The following is an 18,444-nucleotide window of genomic DNA, read 5'->3' as shown; positions in this document are numbered from 1 at the left end:
TCGGTGTACGAGCTTTCGCGGGTGCGCCTGCACTCCGTCGGTCCGGCGGGCGCGCGCTACCAGAACGTGCTGCTGGACTTCAGCGGCGTCGGGCCGCTGGTCAAGGCGCCGGCGCAGGACGCGCTGTTCACCGCCGGCATCCACTCCGCCGACGGCAGCCTGCCGCGGCGGCCGTCCCCGGCGAGCGTGCTGTTCCTGGAGAACGGCGGCGGCAAGTCGGTGCTGATCAAGCTGATCTTCTCGGTCATGCTGCCCGGGCGGCGCCAGGTGGTGGGCACGACCAGCACGCGTGTGCTGGAGAAGTTCGTGATGGCCAAGGACGTCGCGCACGTCGTGCTGGAGTGGCAGCACACCGAGACCGGGCAGCGGGTCATCACCGGCAAGGTGTCGGAGTGGCGCGGGCACGTGGTGTCCAACGACCCGGCGAACCTGGTCGACTCGTGGTACTGCTTCCGGCCCACGGCCGCGCTCGGCCTGGAGTCGCTGCCGTTCACCGAGGACGGCCGCCTGCTGACCATGTCCGGGTTCGCCGAGCAGCTGGAGCGCGCGCACAAGGCCGAGCCGGAGCTGGAGCTGTTCACCACCCGCCGCCACCACGAGTGGACCGAGCGGCTGGACACCCTGGGCCTGGACACCGAGCTGTTCCGCTACCAGCGTGCGATGAACGCCGGCGAGGGCGAGGCGGCCGACGCGTTCGCCTTCACCTCCGACGAGGCGTTAGTCGAGTTCCTGCTGCGCGCGGTGATCCCCGAGGACGACCCGAAGGACCTGGCCGGGGTCGTGCAGACCTACGCGCACAACCTCGGGCAGCGCGGCGAGCTGATGTCCGAACGCGACTTTGTGGCCGGGGCGCTGGACCTGCTCACGCCACTCACCGAGGAGGAGTCGCTCGCCGCGGCGTCCCGCAAGCTCGCCGCGGTCGCGCGCGAGGAGGCCCGCGCGCTGGCCGGATCGGTGATCGCGCGGCACGAGCTGGAGGCCGAGCGCCTCGACGGACTGAAGTCCTTTGTGGACGAGACGCGGGACGCGGAGAAACTTGCCGAGGGCGACTGCCGGCGCCGCAACGCCGTCGTCACCGAGCTGCGCCGCGTGGTCGGGGAGATGCGGCTGGCCGACGCGACCGCGGAGAAGGCGCGGATCGACGAGGAGCTGGCGAAGGCCCGCGAGGCCGCGGCCGCGTGGCGCGAGACCGGCACCGTGCTCGCCCACGTGAACGCCGCGCGGAAGGCGACGGACATCCGCAAACTCGTGGGCGACCGCGAGCAGAGCGCGAAACCGGCCCTGGAAGCCAAGAACGCGGCCGCCACCGCGCTCGCCCGCGGCCTGCTCGCGCTGGCGCGGGAGGCGGAGGAGCAGGCGCAGGCCGCCGAGGCCCGCGCGGAGGCCGCCCGCACCGCCGCCGCGGCCGCGCAGGACCAGCGGGACGCGGCCACCGCCACCGCCGCCGGGCACCGCGCCGAACTGGGGCAGCTGACCCGCCGCATCGAGGAGGTGCGCGCGCGGGTGCAGCAGGCCGTCCGCGACGGGCTGCTCAGCGACGGCACCCAGGTCGCCGCCGCCGCGCAGGAGGCGCGCACCCGCGGCGAGAACGCGACCACCGAGCTGGCCGCGCGGGAGAGTGAACTCGAAGGGGTCGCCGAGGACCACGCCCAGGCTCAGGCCGCCCTGCACGCCGCGCAACAACGGGCCGCGACTGCCCGGTCCCGGGCCGCGCACGCAGGCGAGGAACTGGCGAAGGCGCACCGGCGCTCGGACCGCCTCGCCGCGCACCCGCGGCTGCTGGAGCTGCTCGGCGGCGACAACGTCCAGCTGGAGACTGACACGCCCGCGCTGCTCACCCGGCTGCGTGAGGCGCGCGCCGCCGCGGAACGTGAGCAGACCGCCCTGCGCATGGAGGAGTCGGTGGACGAGCGGGCGCTGGCGGCGCTCGGCTCCGGTGGGCTGTTGCCCGCGCCACCGGAGGTCCAGTCCGCGTTGGACGTTCTGGAGGCGGCCGGGATCACCGCGTGGTCGGGCTGGCGTTATCTGTCCACGATGGACGCCGCAGGCCGGGAGCGCGTGCTGCGGGACCTGCCGCACCTGCTCGGCGGGGTGCTCGTCAACGACGCCGCGCAGCTGGACCGCGCTCGGCAGGTGCTCGCCGACGCCAAGCTCCTGCCGAGCGTGGTGCTGCCGGTCGGCACCACGCAGGCGGTGCGGGCCGAGGGCGCGGCGCCGGGCGTGGACTTCCTGGTCCCGCCCAACCCCGCGATGTATGACGAGGAGGCGGCCGACACCGAGCGCCAGGCCATCGCCGCCCGGCACGCCCGCCGCCAGAAGCAGCTCGAAGCGCTCACCGAAGCGATCGGCGACGATGCCGCGCTGGAGTGGAAGCTCACCACGTGGCGCGAGGACTACCCGCCCGGCGCGCTGGCCACCCTCGCCGAGGAGGCCGAGGCCGCGGCCACCGAGCAGACCGAGGCCGAGGCCGCGGTGGTCGCCCAGGAGCGAGCCCTGGCCGATCTGGCCGCGCGCCGCACCCGGCTGCGGGAGGCGATCCCGGCCCTGCGTGCCGAGGCGCGCGGCAGCGAGGAACGCGCCCGCAAGCTGGCCGAGCTGGCCGAGCGGGTCGCGCTGATTCCACAGTGGACTGAGACGGTGGAGCGCGCGCAGGAGGTCGTCACGCGCGCCGAGGCCGAGGCGGAGCAGGCGGCGTCGCGCGCGGCCCGGTTGCGCGAGGAAGCCGCCGAAGAGCAGCGCACCGCCGACGGCCACCGCCGCACGGTCACCCACGCCCGCGCCGAGCTCGCCGAGGTGCCGGGCGGGGGATCGGTGTCCGAGGACGAGCCGGTGCCCGCCGACCCCGTCGACGCGCTGCGCCGGGCGTTCGCCGCGGCCAGCGACGCCTACGCCCGCGTCGAGGTCGGCAGCGACCTGCGGGCCGAGCTGGACCAGGCGGAAGGCGCCGAGTCCGCGGCGCGGGCGGCGCTGGAGGCGCTCGACCCGGCGGTGCGGGAGCAGGCGGCGCGCCTGCTGGAGACCCCGGACGGCTCGGACGCCGCGACCCGCGCGGCCGCCCTGGCGCGGGCCGGGCGCATGGTGTCCGCGCTGGAGGCCGAGCACAGCGAGGCGATCGGCCTGGTCGCGACCTGCAAGGCCGAACTGGACCAGCTGCCGAAGCAGAACGCGTCGCTGGAGACCCGGCCGCGCGACGTCGAGCACGGCCGCGGGCTGATCGACGAGGCCGTCGAGGAGGCGTCGGCCGCGGCCCGGGCGCTGGAGGAAGCGCAGGCGCGGCGCGCGGAAGCCGAGCGGACCCTGGAGGCGGCCACCGCGTCGGCGGCCGGGTTCAAGATGCTCGCCGAGTCGATGGCGCACCTCGCGCCCGACGGCGAGCCGGAGACCGTGTTCGACGGCGACGTGGAAGCCGCGCAGGCCCGCTACCGCAAGCTGAACACGACGCTGACCGACGCCGAGGCGGCCGTCGACGCCGCGGAGAAGCGGGTGCGGGCGGCTGCGGACGCGCTCGCCCAGTACGCCACCGACAAGCGGTTCGAGAAGCTGACCAGCCCGGTGCGGCAGCAGATCGTGTCGGTCCGCCGGGACAGCCTGCCCGCGCACGCGCGGGAGTGGTCGGCCGCGTTGAAGCCGCGGCTGCGCACCCTGACCGACGACCTGGCGCAGATCGACCGGCACCGGTCCGGGATCGTCGCGCGGCTGCAGGGCATGGTCGAGGGCGCGCTGCGGATGCTGCGGTCGGCGCAACGGCTGTCGCGGCTGCCGGAGGGGCTCGGCGGCTGGTCCGGGCAGGAGTTCCTGCGCATCCGGTTCGGCGACCCGGAGGAGCCGCAGCTGTCCGAGGCGCTCGGGCAGGTCGTCGACGAGGCGGCGGTCGGGAAGACCAGTGACGGCCGGGACGTCAAGCGCGACGGGATGTCGCTGGTGCTGCGTGGCGTGCGGGCCGCGGTGCCGAAGGGGTTCCGGGTGGACATCCTCAAGCCGGACTCGGTGCTGCGCACGGAACGCCAGCGGGTGTCCGAGATCCGTGACGTGTTCTCCGGCGGGCAGCAGCTCACCGCGGCGATCATCCTGTACTGCACGCTGGCCGCGCTACGGGCGAACAACCGTGGGCTCGTGCGCAACCGGCACTCCGGCGTGCTGTTCCTGGACAACCCGATCGGCCGCGCGTCCGCCGGGTACCTGCTGGAGCTGCAGCGGGTCGTCGCGGAGGCGCTCGGGGTGCAGCTGATCTACACGACGGGCCTGTTCGACGCCGGCGCGCTGTCCGAGTTCCCGCTGATCGTCAGGCTGCGCAACGACGCGGACCTCCGGGCGGGCCGCAAGTACCTCTCGGTCGACGCGACGATCCGCAACCACCTCGAGGACCTGGGCGAGCCGGACGGCACAGCACGCATCTCCGCGACGCGGCTGTTCACCAGGCCGGGGGAGCGGACCCCCACCTGACGCGAGTCCCACGCTCTCGCGCGTGAGTCCCATCGTCCCGTGCGTGAGTTCCGCGGTCTCGTGGGTGAGCCCCACGTTCTCGCGCGTGAGTTCCGCGCTCGGCGGGCGCCGTCGCCTGGCGATCCGTCAGCCCGGCTGGCCGCCTGGTAAGCAGCCAGCTCCTCCGCGTCGTCGATGCTGCCGTGGTGGTGGAACTGCGCCCAGCGGCCGTCCCGTAGCGGAAGTAGCGGCTGGTGCGGGTCCGCAGCGGCACCTCGCGGCCGTCGACGATGACCGTCACGCGCGCCGGACCGTGGAACAGCTTGTCGTGCAGCGCCGAGATGGCTTCGCCGCCGCGGAGGATGCCGCCGAGCGGGTTGTTCAGCTGGGCCAGCGCCTCCTGCGTCCAGACGCGGGCGAAGACGTCGGGGTCCCGCTGGTTGAACGCGAAGTAGAACGTTTCCAGCGCGGCGAGCGCGCCCTCGATTCCCGGTGTGGTGGCCGCTTCCAGCCGGTTGCGGGAGTCCGGGCCGAAGGTGGCCGGAAGTCGTCGCGTCATGTCCGCTCCTGGCGTCTAGAGTGTTCGATGGAGGTCGATCACATGAGTGTACGACAAGCATCGAACACAGCGCGAGCGCGCAGCTTGATCCACGTCCACCCGAAGGACGTGCCGCTGCAGGACGCGCTGACCGCCGTCGCCGATCCGGTGCGCCGCGCGATCCTGCGCGAGCTGGCGGAGCTGCCCGACTGGACCAAGGCGTGCGGCACGTTCGATCTGCCGGTCACGAAGGCCACCCGCAGCCACCACTTCGCCGTGCTGCGCGCGGCCGGCCTGATCGAACAACGCGACGAGGGCCCGCGACGGCTCAACCGCCTGCGCCGCCCCGAGTTCGACCAGGCGTTCCCGGGCCTGCTCGACCTGGTGCTGTCTAGTCCTTCCGACCGTTGAGCGCGAGCCCCGCGCCCAGCCCGATCATCACCAGCCCACCGGTGCCGCCGATCAGTTCGAGCCGCTTCGGGGAACGGGCGAACCACGCGCGGGCCGTGCCGGCGACCAGGGCCCACGCGCTGTCCGACACGACCGCGATCACCGGCAGCGCGATGCCGAGGACGATGATCTGCAGCGGCACCCGCCCGGCGGCGTGGTCGACGAACTGCGGCAGCACGGCGGCCAGGAACACGATCGACTTCGGGTTGGCGAACCCGACGACGAACCCGTCGCGCAGGACGGCCAGGGTGCGGCCACGCGGGGCGGGCGCCGCGCTCGCCAGTGCCTCGGACAGCTTCCGGCGGTGCCGCACCGCCTGTACGCCCAGGTAGACCAGGTATGCGGCCCCGGCCAGCTTGATGACGGTGAACACCGTGGCCGACGCCTGCACGATCGCGCCCAGCCCGAACGCGATCGCGACCACCTGCGTGTACACGCCGGCGGCGTTGCCGAGCACGGTGATCAGCGCGTCCCGCCGCCCCACGGTCAGCGCGCGGCTCACGGTGAACAGCACGCTCGGTCCGGGCACGACGACCATCAGGAACACCAGGGCGGCGAACGCCGCGAAATGGCTGGGCGAGACCATCGGCCGAGGGTATCGCCGCCGCCGCGCGGGTGACCAATGTTTATCCGCCCGCCGGCCCGCCAACCCCGGGACGGTGACCGGATACCCGCCCAGTGACTCGACCGAGCCCGACTACGGCCGGCTGTGGGCCGGCGGGGTGGCGACCGCGGTCGTCGCCGCGCTGGTGGCCGTCGTCGGCCTGCTGATCGCCCGCGGCCTGTTCGGCGTCGCCGTCCTGGCCCCGAAGGGCAACGGCATCTGGGGCAACGCCAACACCGTCACCTACGCGCTGTGCGCGGCGGCCGCGGCGCTGCTCGCGACCGGGCTGATGCATGTGCTCAGCCTCGGCACCTCGGCGCCTGGCCAGTTCTTCGGCTGGATCATGGTGCTGCTCACCGCGATCGCGATCGTGCTGCCGCTGACGCTGGCCGTGCAGGTGGACGCCAAGATCGCGACCGCCCTGATCAACCTCGCGATCGGCGCGGTGATCGCGCTGCTGGTGAGCACCGTGGCGGGCACGGCCCGCCGCCGTCGTCGCGAGCGTGACGCCCCCACGGCCACCCTCAAGTGGGACCAGGGCCCGCACTACTACTCCTGAAACTGTCGGTGCCCGGTGGTAGAACCGCCGGGTGAGCACGAAACTGGGGAACGACCAGCGCCGCGCCCGTCTGGTGACGCGGCACCGCCTCCACGCGCCCGCCGACGATCCCGTCGCGGTCGCGGAGAGCCTGGTCGCCCTGCACGCGACCGATCCGGCGACCGTCCACCTCTCGGTGCTGGCGCGGTCACGCGCGGGCACGGAGGACGTCGAGCGCGCCCTCTACGACGACCGCACGCTGGTTCGGATGCTCGGCATGCGCCGCACGATGTTCGTCGTGCCCGCCGCGCTTGTGCCGGTCGTCCAGGCCGCCTGCGCCGACGACATCGCCGTCAAGCAGCGCAAGCTGCTCCTCCAGCACCTGGCCACCGCGGAGCTCGACGGCGACCTGAGCGTGTGGCTCGCCGAGGTCGAGGACGGCGCGCACGCCGCGCTGAAGGCCCGCGAGCCCGCCTTCGCTCAGCAGATCGCCGACGGCGAGCCGCGCCTGCGTACCGAGATCGTCGTGGCCGCGGGCAAGCCGTACGAGTCGCGTGGCTACATCACCAACCGTGTCCTGTTCCTGCTCGCCGCGTCCGGCCGGATCGTCCGCGGCCGCCCCCGCGGCACCTGGCTGTCCACCCAGTACGCCTGGTCGACCACCGAGACCTGGCTGCCCGGGTTGGAACCGGTGGACGCCGACACCGCCCGCGTCGAGCTCGCCCGCCGCTGGCTGCGTGCCTTCGGCCCGGCCCCGGTCGCCGACCTGAAGTGGTGGACCGGCTGGACCGCGGGGCAGGTGAAGAGGGCGCTCACCGCGATCGGCCCGGCGGAGGTGGACCTCGACGGCGGCCCCGGCATCGCGCTGCCCGGCGACGACGAGCCGGTCCCGGAGCCGGAGCCGGTCGCCGCGCTGTTGCCCGCGCTGGACCCGACCCCGATGGGCTGGCAGGAGCGCGGCTGGTTCCTGGGGGAGCACCAGCCGCTGCTGTTCGACCGCACCGGCAACATCGGCCCGACCGTGTGGTGGGAGGGCCGGGTCGTCGGCGGGTGGGGGCAGCGCCCGGACGGGGAGATCGCGATCCGTCTGTTGGAGGACATCGGGGCCGACGGAACGGCGGCCGTGGAGGCCGCCGCCGAACGGTTGCACGGCCGTCTCGCCGGGATCGCCGTCATACCGAAATTCCGCACTCCCGTCGAGCGAGATCTGTCATCTTGATCGTCATCTTGATCGATTCCCCACGGTGGTGCACATCTCGTTAGGGTGTGCGAGTAGACGCAGGCCAGCCCAGCTAGGGTTGGCCTGAGCCCGAAGATGTGTGCCCGGTTCCGCGGAGCCGGGACGGACCCGAGGAGAGAAGCAGCAGTGACGGTTCGCGTAGGTGTGAACGGCTTCGGTCGGATCGGCCGCAACTTCTTCCGCGCCGTGCAGGCCGCGGGCCATGACATCGAGGTGGTCGCGTTCAACGACCTCGGCGATGTCGCGACCATGGCGCAGCTGCTCAAGTACGACAGCGTCCTGGGCCGCTACCCCGAAGAGGTCAAGGTCAGCGACGACGGCATCGTCGTCGGCGGCAAGACCATCAAGGCGCTCGCCGAGCGCGACCCGGCCAACCTGCCCTGGGGCGACCTGGGCGTGGACGTCGTCGTCGAGTCCACCGGCTTCTTCACCAACGCCGACGCCGCCAAGGCCCACATCGCCGGTGGCGCCAAGAAGGTCATCATCTCCGCGCCCGCCAAGGGCGAGGACCTGACCGTCGTGCTGGGCGTCAACGACAACCTCTACGACGGTTCGCAGACGATCATCTCGAACGCGTCCTGCACCACCAACTGCCTCGGCCCGCTCGCCAAGGTCCTCCACGAGGCCTTCGGCATCGAGAAGGGCCTGATGACCACCATCCACGCCTACACGCAGGACCAGAACCTGCAGGACGGCCCGCACAAGGACCCGCGCCGCGCCCGCGCCGCCGCCCTGAACGTCGTGCCGACCTCCACCGGCGCCGCCAAGGCCATCGGCCTCGTGCTGCCCGAGCTGAACGGCAAGCTGGACGGCTACTCGCTGCGCGTCCCGGTGCCCACCGGCTCGATCACCGACCTCACCGTCGACCTGGCCAAGAAGGCCAGCGTCGAGGAGATCAACGCCGCGTACAAGGCCGCCGCCGAGGGCCCGCTGGCCGGCATCCTGCGCTACAGCGAGGACCCGATCGTCTCCAGCGACATCGTCAACGACCCGGCCTCGTGCATCTTCGACGCCCCGCTGACCAAGGTCATCGACAACCAGGTGAAGGTCTTCGGCTGGTACGACAACGAGTGGGGCTACTCGAACCGCCTCGCGGACCTGGTCAAGCTCGTCGGCTCGAAGCTCTCCTGAGGCCATGACAGTCAAGACTCTCGAAGACCTGCTGTCCGAGGGTGTCTCCGGGCGGCGCGTTCTGGTCCGGTCGGACCTGAACGTGCCGCTCGACGGCTCGGTCATCACCGACGACGGCCGGGTCCGCGCCGCGCTGCCCACGATCCGGCGCCTGGCTGAGGCCGGCGCGAAGGTGATCGTGGCGGCCCACCTCGGCCGCCCGAAGGGCACCCCCGAGGCCAAGTACTCGCTGCGCCCGGTCGCCGACCGGCTCGGCGAACTGCTCGGCAAGGAGGTCCGCCTGGCTGGTGACGTGGTCGGCGAGCAGGCCCGCGCGGTCGTCGCCGGCCTGGCCGACGGCGACGTCGCCCTGCTGGAGAACGTGCGGTTCGACCCGCGCGAGACCAGCAAGGTGGAGGACGAGCGGGCCGAGCTGGCCCGCGACCTCGCGGCACTGACCGCTGAGGGCGGCGCCTTCGTCTCCGACGGTTTCGGCGTGGTGCACCGCAAGCAGGCCTCGGTCTACGACGTGGCCCGCGCGCTGCCCGCCTACGCCGGCGGCCTGGTGCTCGCCGAGCTGGAGGTGCTGAGCAAGCTGACCGGCGACCCCCAGCGGCCCTACGTGGTCGTGCTCGGCGGGTCGAAGGTGTCGGACAAGCTCGCCGTGATCGAGGCGCTGCTGCCGAAGGTCGACCGGCTGCTCATCGGCGGCGGCATGGCCTTCACGTTCCTGTCGGCCCAGGGCCACAGCGTCGGCTCCTCCCTGCTGGAGCAGGACTACGTGGAGACCGCGCGCAAGCTGCTGGCCGAGCACGCCGACAAGATCGTCGTGCCCTCCGACGTGGTGGTGGCGGACAAGTTCGCGGCCGACGCGGCCACCGACACCGTCGCGGCGGAGAAGATCCCGGACGGCTGGATGGGCCTGGACATCGGCCCGCGGACCACCGAGCACTTCGCGGCCGAGGTCGCGGCGGCGAAGACGGTGTTCTGGAACGGCCCGGCCGGCGTGTTCGAGATGGCCCCGTTCGCGGCGGGCACCAAGGGCGTCGCGCAGGCGATCGCGGACTCGGACGCGTTCAGCGTGGTCGGCGGCGGCGACTCGGCGGCCGCGGTGCGCGTGCTGGGCCTGCCGGAGGAGAAGTTCTCGCACATCTCGACCGGTGGTGGCGCTTCCCTGGAGTACCTCGAGGGCAAGGAGCTGCCGGGCGTCGCGGTGCTGGAAGGTGGTGCCTGATGGCGCGCAAGCCGTTCATCGCCGGCAACTGGAAGATGAACCTCAACCACCTCGAGGCCATCGCGCTGGTGCAGAAGATCGCCTTCTCGCTGCCGGAGAAGTACTACGCGAAGGTGGACGTCGCGGTGCTCCCGCCGTTCACCGACATCCGCAGCATCCAGACCCTGGTCGACGGGGACAAGCTGCTGCTGACCTACGGCGCGCAGGACCTCTCGCCGCACGACTCCGGCGCCTACACCGGTGACGTGTCCGGTCCCATGCTCGCCAAGCTCGGGTGCTCCTACGTGACGGTCGGGCACTCCGAGCGGCGCGAGTACCACCACGAGGACGACGAGCTGGTCGGCAAGAAGGTGCGGGCGGCGCTCAAGCACGGCATCAAGCCGATCCTGTGCGTGGGGGAGAAGCTGGAGGTGCGGGAGGCCGGCGGCCACGTCGACCACTGCCACCAGCAGCTGCTCGCCGCGCTCAAGGGGCTCAAGGCGGAGCAGGTCAAGGACGTCGTGGTGGCGTACGAGCCGGTGTGGGCCATCGGCACCGGCAAGGTCGCGACGGCGACCGACGCCGAGGAGGTCTGCCAGGCGCTGCGCGGCGCGCTGGCCGACAAGTACGGCGCCGAGGTGGCCGACGAGGTCCGCGTGCTGTACGGCGGGTCGGTCAAATCGGGCAACATCGCCGAGCTGATCGCGTGCGACAACATCGACGGCGCGCTGGTCGGCGGGGCGAGCCTGCAGGCCGACGAGTTCACCAAGCTCTGTGCGCTGGCTGCCGGTGGGCCGCTGCCGTAACCAGGGGGTCGGCGAGTAGTCTGGCAACCTCAGACCGTCACACGATCAGGCAACTGCCGAACACCAGAGGATGAGATGAAGCTGTTCCTGCAAATCCTGCTGATCGCGTCCAGCGTGCTGCTCGTGATCGCCGTGCTGCTGCACCGCGGGCGCGGTGGCGGGTTGTCCTCGCTGTTCGGGGGTGGCATGCAGTCGAGCCTCGCGGGGTCGAGTGTGGCCGAGAAGAACCTCGACCGCATCACCCTGCTGCTGGGTGCCATCTGGCTGATCAGCATCGTGGGCCTGGGCCTGCTGCTGAAGGTGTGACGGACACTGAACGCACGGGCGTGCCTATGGGGGGTGCGCCGCCTATCCACACTGTGAGGATTCATGGTTGGCGGTAACGCAATCAGAGGCACCAGGGTCGGTGCCGGTCCGTCCGGCGAGTCGGAGCGCGGCGAGGCCGCTCCCCGCCGCCGGGTGTCGTACTGGTGTGCCAACGGGCACGAGTCCAAGCCGTCGTTCGCCATGGACGCGGAGGTGCCGGACGAGTGGGACTGCCCGCGTTGCGGGCTGCCCGCCGGCCAGGACGAGAAGAACCCGCCGGCCGCACCGCGGACCGAGCCCTACAAGACCCACCTGGCGTACGTGAAGGAGCGACGCAGCGACGCCGACGGTGAGGCCATCCTCGCCGAGGCGCTCGAGCGCCTGCGTCAGCGCCGTCAAATCTGAGGAGCGCTGTTCTCCAGGCGGACCCTGCCTCTCGCCGGCCCAGCCCGGCGGGCAGGGTCCGTTCGCGTTTCAGCACCGCGGAGGTCGCGCCAAACAGGCAGCCGGCCACCAAAGCCGTCAACCCTCCCGAACCACCCCTCTCCCCAACCTTCTTTGGCGGTCGCGAAACTCAAACCCCAAGGGGATACCGAGCACGAACCCGAAACCCCCCATCCTCGGTGGAGCAGGTCTCCAAACTTCCGCCCAGCAACCGGGCCCGCTCGGCCAGCCCAGTCAACCCGTACCCGCCAGAAGGCAGCTCGGCCACAGCCTCACGCGGCGGCCGCTCGTTGCACACCTCCACGCTCAACGCCCCGTCCTCGCCACGCACGAGGACCGTCGCGGTGGCCCCAGGCGCGTGTTTGCGCACGTTGGTCAGCGCCTCCTGGACCGTCCGGTACGCCGCGGCCGACACCTTCGGCGGCACCTCCTCCGGCACCTCGTCCATGGTCAGCCGCGCCGCGACCGCGCTGTTGTGCACCAGGCGCCCGAGCTCGGCGATGCCCGGTTGCGGACCTTCATCGACCAGCCCGGACCGGAGCACCCCCACCAGCGACCGCAGTTCCTCCAGCGTGCGGGTGGACAACTGCCGGATCACCTCGGCGGTCTGCCGGGCCGACGGCGACTCCTGGGCGGTGAGCACCCCTGCCTGCATCGCGATCAGGGTGATGTCGTGGGAGACCACGTCGTGCATCTCGCGCGCGAGCCGGGCCCGTTCCTCCGCGCGCACGGCGTCCGCGGTGAGCTTGCGTTCCCGGTCCCGGCTGACGGCCAGCTCACCCAGCTTCTGCGACAGCTGCGCGCGGGCGCCGATCAGCAGCCCGATCGCGATCGGCATCCCGGCCACCAGGACGCCATAGATCCCGTCGAGCACGTGCTCGCGCCAGCTCAGCTGCGCGAAGTCGCTCAGCGGCCACTGCACGAACCGGCACATCCACACCAGCGCGGCGCCGACCCACACCTGCCAGTGGGTCTGCTTGCGGGTGGCGAGCATGCCCAGCGCGATCATCGCGGCCAGCTGCGACCACCCGGTGAGGAACCCGGGCACGGTCAGCAGCACCACGCCGAACGGCATCCAGCGGCGCCCGGCCAGCGCCAGGCAGGCGAGCCCGGACAGGTAGATCGAGTACGGCGGCGCCTTCTCGGGGATGACGAGCCAGACGTCGAGCACGGCGATGAGGATCGCGGTGGCGTCGATCGCCAGCGGCGCCCACACCACGCGGCGAGCCAGCCCCGCCCGGCGCGAGCCGCGGTGCGCCCGGTCGGCGGCCCCCGCGCCTGGGCCGCCGACCGAAATCCCGATGGAGAGTCCCTCGGTGCTCATGGTTTGGACCTCACTCGTCTTGTGGACTGCCTATGAGAGTCCGAGATCACCCGATCGGGACGCGAGTGGGCGCAACAATGTGCGGATGCTAACGGGGACGTGTGAGGTGGCTGTGATTCTTCCGCCCGACGCTCAGCAATAGGACGGGAACTGGTCGCCCGACCGCCAGCTGCTGACAGCGCGGTAGGCGGTCCACAGCGTGGCGTCGATGTCGCTGTAGGACAGGCCCGACGCGTCGTCCCGCTGGTTGAACAGCATTGCCCAGCTCGCCCCATGGTAGTTGCGCACCAGCAGGGTGTAGGTGCCGGGCAGCGAGCCGTCGTGCCAGGTGTCGCGCCCGGTGCCGCCGCTGACCAGGCGGACCAGCCAGCCCAGCAGGTGGGAAGACGCGGAAGGCGGCACCACCGAGTTGACGGTGGTGCCGCCTTGTCACTGCCGGGCAACTCCTGGAACCCAAGGGGCGCGAGGGGCCTTCCTGCCACCCGGCTCAGGCCGTGGGCGGCTGGTACACGTTCGACAGCTTGCTCGCCGCCGTGCGGTCCAGCAGCCACAGCGTCCGCCGCTGGCCGCGGGCGCCCGCCACGGGCACCTGCACCTCGCCCGCGCCGGACAGGGCCAGCGCGACGGCGTCGGCCTTCGCCTCACCCGTCGTCATCAGCCAGACGTCGTGCGAACGCCGGATCGCGGGCAGCGTCAGCGACACCCGGGTCGGCGGCGGCTTCGGGCAGTTGCGCACCGCCACCACCGACCGCTCCGTCTCGTACACCGCCGGCGACTCGGGGAACACCGACGCGGTGTGGCCCTCGCCGCCGAGACCCAGCAGGCAGATGTCGAACTGCGGCACGTCGCCGTGGTCCTCCGGCCGCGCGTTGTCCGCCAGCACCTGCGCGTACGCCGCCGCGGCCGCGTCCACGTCGTCGCCGAACTCGCCGTCCGACGCCGCCATCGCGTGCACCCGCTTCGGGTCGACGGGCACGTGGTCGAGCAGCGCCTCGCGGGCCTGCTTCTCGTTGCGCTCGTCGTCGTCCGCGGGCACGAACCGCTCGTCGCCCCAGTAGAGGTCCAGCCGTGACCAGTCCACCGCGTCCCGGGCGGGGGAGCGGCGCAGCTGCTCCAGCACCGCGATCCCGGTGCCGCCGCCGGTCAGCACGAGCGACGCCGAACCCTTCGCGGCCTGCAGGTCCACCAGCCGCGTCACCAGCCGGGCCGCCGCGGCAGCAGCCAGCAGCTCGCCGTTGGCGTAGACCACCACTTCGGAAGAAGCCATCACGCGCTCGCCTTCGCCGACTTCGCCGGCTTCTTCGCGGGCGCCTTCTTCTTGGCCGCACCCACCGAACCCGAGGCCAGCTTGTCCAGGCCCTGCAGCGACGCCTCGAACACCTCGTCCGGGTCGAGCCGCCGCAGCTCCTCGATCAGGCAGTCCTTGGTGTTGCGCCGGTGCAGCGCGATCCGCCGCGTCGGCTGGCCCGGCTGCATGAGCGTGCCGACCTTGCCGTCCGGCCGGTGCAGCGCGATCGCGCCCGAGCGGCGCTCCAGCTCCACCGACACGATGCCCTGCGCCGTGGTCGTCTTGACCCGGCGCACCGGCACCTTCAGGTACTCGGCGAGCCAGCCCGCGAGCAGCTCCGTCGACGGCGAGTCGGCCTCACCGGTCACCGTGGCGCCGGTGACCTTCTCGTACGGCGGCAGGTCCAGCGCCGCGACCAGCTGGGCGCGCCAGTTGGTCAGCCGCGTCCACGCCAGGTCCGTGTCGCCCGGCACGTACGCCTTCCGGCGCGCCGCCAGAGCCCTTATCGGGTTGCGCTCCGCCGCCGAGTCGGTGATCCGGCGCTGCGCCAGCTCCCCGATCGGGTCCTGCGCCGGCACCTTCGGGCCGGAGCTGGGCCACCACGCCACGATCGGCGCGTCGGGCAGCAGCAGCGGGATCACCGCGCTCTGGCCCTGCGACGCCAGCGGCCCGTACAGCCGCAGGATGATGACCTCGCTCGCGCCGGCGTCGCCGCCGACTCGGATCTGCGCGTCGATCCGGGCTGCGGCCGTGCGCGACCCGCGGGCCAGCACGATCACCCGGCACGGGTGCTCGCGGCTGGCCTCGTTGGCCGCGTCGATGTGTTCCTCCAGGTGCTCGCCGTCGTCGTCGACGATCACCAGCGTCAGCACCCGGCCCAGCGCGACGGCGCCACCGCGCTCGCGCAACTCGACCATCTTGCGGTTGACCTGCGAGGTCGTGGTCGAAGGCAGGTCGATGATCACGGGCGCCTCCAGTTCCGGCCACTGCGCTCCAGGACCTCGTCCGCCGACGGCGGACCCCAGGTGCCCGGGGGATAGGGCTCGGGCGTGCCGTTCTTCGCCCAGAACTCCAGGATCGGGTCGAGGATCTCCCAGGAGAGCTCGACCTCCTCGTTGACCGGGAACAGCGACGGCTCGCCGAGCAGCACGTCCAGGATCAGCCGCTCGTAGGCCTCCGGCGAGGACTCGGTGAACGCGTGCCCGTAGCCGAAGTCCATCGTGACGTCGCGGACCTCCATCGTGGTGCCCGGCACCTTCGAGCCGAACCGCAGCGTCACGCCCTCGTCCGGCTGCACCCGGATCACCAGGGCGTTCTGCCCCAGCTCCTCGGTCGAGGTGTAGTCGAACGGCAGGTGCGGCGCCCGCTTGAACACGACGGCGATCTCGGTGACACGGCGGCCCAGCCGCTTGCCGGTGCGCAGGTAGAACGGCACCCCCGCCCAGCGGCGGTTCTGCACCTCCAGCGACACCGCGGCATAGGTCTCGGTGGTCGAGTCCTTCGCGAACCCGGCCTCCTGCAGCAGGCCGGGCACCTTCTTGCCGCCCTGCCAGCCGCCGGTGTACTGGCCGCGCGCCGTGGTCTCGGCGAACGGCTGCATCGGCTTGGTGGCCCGCAGGACCTTGATCTTCTCCGCCCGCAGCGCGCGCGGCTCGAACGACAGCGGCTCCTCCATCGCGGTGAACGCGAGCAGCTGGAGGAGGTGGTTCTGGATCACGTCCCGCGCCGCGCCGATGCCGTCGTAGTACCCGGCGCGACCACCGAGGCCGATGTCCTCGGCCATGGTGATCTGCACGTGGTCGACGTAGTTGGCGTTCCAGATCGGCTCGAACAGCTGGTTCGCGAAGCGCAGCGCGAGGATGTTCTGGACGGTCTCCTTGCCGAGGTAGTGGTCGATGCGGAACACCGACTCCTCGGGGAAGACGTCGTTGACGATCGCGTTGAGCTCCTTGGCGCTGGCCAGGTCGTGGCCGAACGGCTTCTCGATCACCACGCGGCGCCACGACTCGTCGTCGGACTGCGCCAGGCCCGAACGGGCCAGCTGCTTGGTCACCACCGGGAACGCGCTGGGCGGGATCGACAGGTAGAACGCGGTGTTGCCACCGGTGCCGCGCTCGGCGTCCAGCTCGCGCACGGTCTGCGCGAGCCGGTCGAACGCGTCGTCATCGTCGAACGTGCCCTGCACGAACCGGATGCCCTCGGCGAGCCGGTTCCACACCGACTCGCGGAACGGGGTCCGGGCGTGCTCGGCGACCGCGTCGTGCACGAGCTGCCCGAAGTCCTCGTTCTCCCAGTCCCGCCGCGCGAAGCCGACCAGCGAGAACCCGGCGGGCAGCAGCCCGCGGTTGGCCAGGTCGTAGATCGCCGGCATCAGCTTCTTGCGGGAGAGGTCACCGGTGACGCCGAAGATCACCAGGCTGGAGGGCCCGGCGATCCTCGGCAGCCGCTTGTCGCGAGGATCCCTGAGTGGGTTGTTCCACGCCTTATTGCTCACTCGGCCTCCTGTACCGCGCGCATGAGCTCAGCCAGGCCCGCGGCCCGGTCGGTCAGGTGCAGACGCAGCACCGGACGGCCGCGCTCGGTCAGCACCTGGCCGTCGCCGAGCGCCTGCGCGTGCTGCAGCTGGCCCAGGGTGTAGGGCCGGTCCGGCACGTCGAGGTCGTCCTCGTTCGCGCCGGTGATCTGCAGGAAGATGCCGTTCTGGTGACCGCCCTTGTGGTACTGGCCGGTCGAGTGCAGGAACCGCGGCCCCCACCCGAAGGTGGTCTGCAGCCCGGTCCGCTTCGCCAGCTCGGGACGCAGCAGCGCCGCCGAGGCGTCGTCGAGGCGGTCCAGATAGGCCTGCACCGCGAGGTAGCCGCCCTCCGGCGCGGTCGCCAGGAACTCCCGCAGCACGTCGGACAGCGAGCCGTCGCCCGAGACGCCCTCCCGTCGCCCACCGCCACCCTCAACGGTGGCGCTGCGCGCCGCTGCCAGTTCCCGGGGGGCGAAGATCTCCACCGCATCGTCCACCGTGGTCGGCGTCTCGCCGCCGGTCAGCTTCGACGGGTCGTCCAGCAGCGAACGGGCGGCCTTCTTCGCGGCCTCCACGTCCGGCTGGTCGAACGGGTTGATCTTCAGCAGCCGCCCGGCGATCGCGGTGGCGAACTCCCACAGCAGGAACTGCGCGCCCAGCGAGCCGGTGGTGGCCACCTTGGCGGCGCCGGTCACCGGGCCGATCGCGACCGGGGTCGCGTCGGCGCCCGCGTCGGCGAAGCCGGGCGCGGCCGGGCCGTCCACGGCGACCGGCAGCAGGCCGGTGCCGAGCTTGCCGGTGGACTCGGCGATCAGCTGCTCCGCCCAGTCGGCGAAGCCGGTGATGCCGGAGCCGGTGTCGGCCAGCACGACCTTCTCCGCGCCCGCGTTGTGCGCGGCGGCCCACGCGGCGGCCAGCTTGACCGCCGGGTTGTCGGCGCTGTCGTTGCCGAGGACCTGCGCGGCGGCCGCGGCCTGGTCGAGCAGCCGGGCGATGTCCGCCCCGGCCAGCCCGGCGGGCACCAGCCCGAACGCGGTGAGCGCCGAGTAGCGCCCGCCCACGTGCGGGTCGGCGAGGAACACCTTGCGGTACCCCTCCTTCTCGGCCAGCTCCGACAGCGGCGAGCCGGGGTCGGTGACCACGACGATCCGCCGCGCGGCGTCGATCCCGTTGTCCGCGAACGCCTTCGCGAAGATCCGGCGGTGGCTGTCGGTCTCCACCGTGCCGCCGGACTTCGACGACACCACCAGCACCGTGCGCTGGAGGTCGCCGGCGAGCGCGTCGGCGACCTGGCCCGGGTCGGTGGTGTCCAGCACGGTCAGCGCGACGTTCTCGGTCGCCGCGATGACCTCCGGCGCGAGCGACGAGCCGCCCATGCCAGCCAGGACGATCCGGTCGACGCCCTCGCCGCGCAGCTCCTCACGCAGCGCCTCGATCTCGCCGATCAGCGGGCGCGACGACTTGTGCAGCGTGGTCCAGGACAGCCGGATCGAAGCCTCGGACTCGGCGTCGGGGCCCCACAGAGTGGGGTCCTGCGCCGCGACCTTCGACGCGACCTGGTCGGATACGAGCTCGTCGACCAGCGGAGCCGCCTGCGCGGCCAGCTCCTCGTCGCTGATCGTGACGGTCAGCTCTTCCCCCACCAC

General features: G+C 72.3%; 17 protein-coding genes. 9 read left to right on the top strand and 8 right to left on the bottom strand.

The genetic code is table 11. The features are described from left to right. Positions 1-3 precede the first annotated feature (3 nt). Positions 4-4,443, top strand: a complete 4,440-nt coding sequence (locus tag AMETH_RS20580; RefSeq protein ID WP_017983041.1) for a coiled-coil domain-containing protein — start codon at positions 4-6, stop codon at positions 4,441-4,443. On the opposite strand, the gene AMETH_RS20575 is transcribed toward AMETH_RS20580, so the two are convergent. After that, positions 4,412-4,981: a Cif family virulence factor gene (locus tag AMETH_RS20575; protein WP_223842886.1), complete on the bottom strand. Its 570-nt coding sequence runs from the start codon at positions 4,979-4,981 to the stop codon at positions 4,412-4,414. The two genes, AMETH_RS20580 and AMETH_RS20575, sit on opposite strands and share 32 nt — an antisense overlap. Before the next feature lie 42 nt (positions 4,982-5,023). Here AMETH_RS20575 and AMETH_RS20570 point away from each other — a divergent pair, with 42 nt between their 5' ends. Continuing rightward, positions 5,024-5,371, top strand: a complete 348-nt coding sequence (locus tag AMETH_RS20570; RefSeq protein ID WP_026153207.1) for an ArsR/SmtB family transcription factor — start codon at positions 5,024-5,026, stop codon at positions 5,369-5,371. Here the strand turns inward: AMETH_RS20570 and AMETH_RS20565 are convergent. Further along, positions 5,352-5,996, bottom strand: a complete 645-nt coding sequence (locus AMETH_RS20565; protein WP_017983039.1) for a LysE family translocator — start codon at positions 5,994-5,996, stop codon at positions 5,352-5,354. The two genes, AMETH_RS20570 and AMETH_RS20565, sit on opposite strands and share 20 nt — an antisense overlap. Positions 5,997-6,069: 73 nt before the next feature. Between AMETH_RS20565 and AMETH_RS20560 the strand changes: the two genes are divergently transcribed. The 7 genes from AMETH_RS20560 to AMETH_RS20530 all read left to right on the top strand — a co-directional run bounded on the left by AMETH_RS20560 (position 6,070) and on the right by AMETH_RS20530 (position 11,632). Then, positions 6,070-6,573 carry a DUF6069 family protein gene (locus AMETH_RS20560; protein WP_017983038.1) on the top strand — a complete coding sequence of 168 codons (504 nt, stop codon included), beginning with the start codon at positions 6,070-6,072 and terminating at the stop codon, positions 6,571-6,573. Between the two features lie 31 nt (positions 6,574-6,604). Next, complete coding sequence (locus tag AMETH_RS20555; protein WP_017983037.1) at positions 6,605-7,771, top strand: winged helix DNA-binding domain-containing protein; 1,167 nt, start codon at positions 6,605-6,607, stop codon at positions 7,769-7,771. A gap of 147 nt (positions 7,772-7,918) precedes the next feature. Continuing rightward, positions 7,919-8,923 carry a type I glyceraldehyde-3-phosphate dehydrogenase gene (gap, locus tag AMETH_RS20550; protein ID WP_026153206.1) on the top strand — a complete coding sequence of 335 codons (1,005 nt, stop codon included), beginning with the start codon at positions 7,919-7,921 and terminating at the stop codon, positions 8,921-8,923. A gap of 4 nt (positions 8,924-8,927) precedes the next feature. After that, complete coding sequence (locus tag AMETH_RS20545) at positions 8,928-10,136, top strand: phosphoglycerate kinase (protein WP_017983035.1); 1,209 nt, start codon at positions 8,928-8,930, stop codon at positions 10,134-10,136. Then, entirely contained in the window at positions 10,136-10,921 is a 786-nt protein-coding gene (tpiA, locus tag AMETH_RS20540; RefSeq protein ID WP_017983034.1) for a triose-phosphate isomerase, read from the top strand. Before AMETH_RS20545 ends, tpiA begins: the two co-directional genes overlap by 1 nt. Positions 10,922-10,996: 75 nt before the next feature. After that, entirely contained in the window at positions 10,997-11,227 is a 231-nt protein-coding gene (gene secG, locus AMETH_RS20535; protein ID WP_017983033.1) for a preprotein translocase subunit SecG, read from the top strand. Positions 11,228-11,290: 63 nt separating this feature from the next. Beyond that, positions 11,291-11,632: an RNA polymerase-binding protein RbpA gene (locus tag AMETH_RS20530; protein ID WP_026153205.1), complete on the top strand. Its 342-nt coding sequence runs from the start codon at positions 11,291-11,293 to the stop codon at positions 11,630-11,632. Positions 11,633-11,801: 169 nt separating this feature from the next. Here the strand turns inward: AMETH_RS20530 and AMETH_RS20525 are convergent, their stop codons facing one another. The 6 genes from AMETH_RS20525 to AMETH_RS20500 form a co-directional block, all read right to left on the bottom strand. Next, entirely contained in the window at positions 11,802-12,995 is a 1,194-nt protein-coding gene (locus tag AMETH_RS20525) for a sensor histidine kinase (protein WP_017983031.1), read from the bottom strand. 132 nt (positions 12,996-13,127) lie between these two features. Then, positions 13,128-13,400: a hypothetical protein gene (locus tag AMETH_RS20520; RefSeq protein WP_017983030.1), complete on the bottom strand. Its 273-nt coding sequence runs from the start codon at positions 13,398-13,400 to the stop codon at positions 13,128-13,130. Between the two features lie 82 nt (positions 13,401-13,482). Further along, positions 13,483-14,262 carry a 6-phosphogluconolactonase gene (gene pgl / locus AMETH_RS20515; protein ID WP_020421295.1) on the bottom strand — a complete coding sequence of 260 codons (780 nt, stop codon included), beginning with the start codon at positions 14,260-14,262 and terminating at the stop codon, positions 13,483-13,485. Further along, on the bottom strand, positions 14,262-15,248 hold the full coding sequence (gene opcA / locus AMETH_RS20510) for a glucose-6-phosphate dehydrogenase assembly protein OpcA (protein ID WP_017983028.1): 987 nt from the start codon (positions 15,246-15,248) through the stop codon (positions 14,262-14,264). The genes pgl and opcA overlap by 1 nt, the downstream gene beginning before the upstream one ends. Then, a complete protein-coding gene (gene zwf / locus AMETH_RS20505; protein WP_026153204.1) occupies positions 15,245-16,777 on the bottom strand; it encodes a glucose-6-phosphate dehydrogenase in 1,533 nt (510 codons plus the stop codon). The genes opcA and zwf overlap by 4 nt, the downstream gene beginning before the upstream one ends. Next, entirely contained in the window at positions 16,774-18,444 is a 1,671-nt protein-coding gene (locus AMETH_RS20500; RefSeq protein WP_017983026.1) for a glucose-6-phosphate isomerase, read from the bottom strand. Before AMETH_RS20500 ends, zwf begins: the two co-directional genes overlap by 4 nt.

The sequence above is a fragment of the Amycolatopsis methanolica 239 genome (assembly GCF_000739085.1).
Lineage (GTDB): Bacteria > Actinomycetota > Actinomycetes > Mycobacteriales > Pseudonocardiaceae > Amycolatopsis_E > Amycolatopsis_E methanolica.
Note: the sequence above shows the minus strand (reverse complement) of the source record. Positions and strands in the feature narration are given on the sequence as shown.

Excerpts from the sequence above, each read along its gene's own strand:
- AMETH_RS20570 (WP_026153207.1), top strand. The coding sequence starts at position 5,024 with ATGAGTGTACGACAAGCATCGAACACAGCGCGAGCGCGCAGCTTGATC.
- pgl (WP_020421295.1), bottom strand. The coding sequence starts at position 14,262 with ATGGCTTCTTCCGAAGTGGTGGTCTACGCCAACGGCGAGCTGCTGGCT.
- AMETH_RS20545 (WP_017983035.1), top strand. The coding sequence starts at position 8,928 with ATGACAGTCAAGACTCTCGAAGACCTGCTGTCCGAGGGTGTCTCCGGG.
- secG (WP_017983033.1), top strand. The coding sequence starts at position 10,997 with ATGAAGCTGTTCCTGCAAATCCTGCTGATCGCGTCCAGCGTGCTGCTC.
- AMETH_RS20530 (WP_026153205.1), top strand. The coding sequence starts at position 11,291 with ATGGTTGGCGGTAACGCAATCAGAGGCACCAGGGTCGGTGCCGGTCCG.
- AMETH_RS20525 (WP_017983031.1), bottom strand. The coding sequence starts at position 12,995 with ATGAGCACCGAGGGACTCTCCATCGGGATTTCGGTCGGCGGCCCAGGC.
- AMETH_RS20575 (WP_223842886.1), bottom strand. The coding sequence starts at position 4,981 with ATGACGCGACGACTTCCGGCCACCTTCGGCCCGGACTCCCGCAACCGG.
- AMETH_RS20565 (WP_017983039.1), bottom strand. The coding sequence starts at position 5,996 with ATGGTCTCGCCCAGCCATTTCGCGGCGTTCGCCGCCCTGGTGTTCCTG.
- tpiA (WP_017983034.1), top strand. The coding sequence starts at position 10,136 with ATGGCGCGCAAGCCGTTCATCGCCGGCAACTGGAAGATGAACCTCAAC.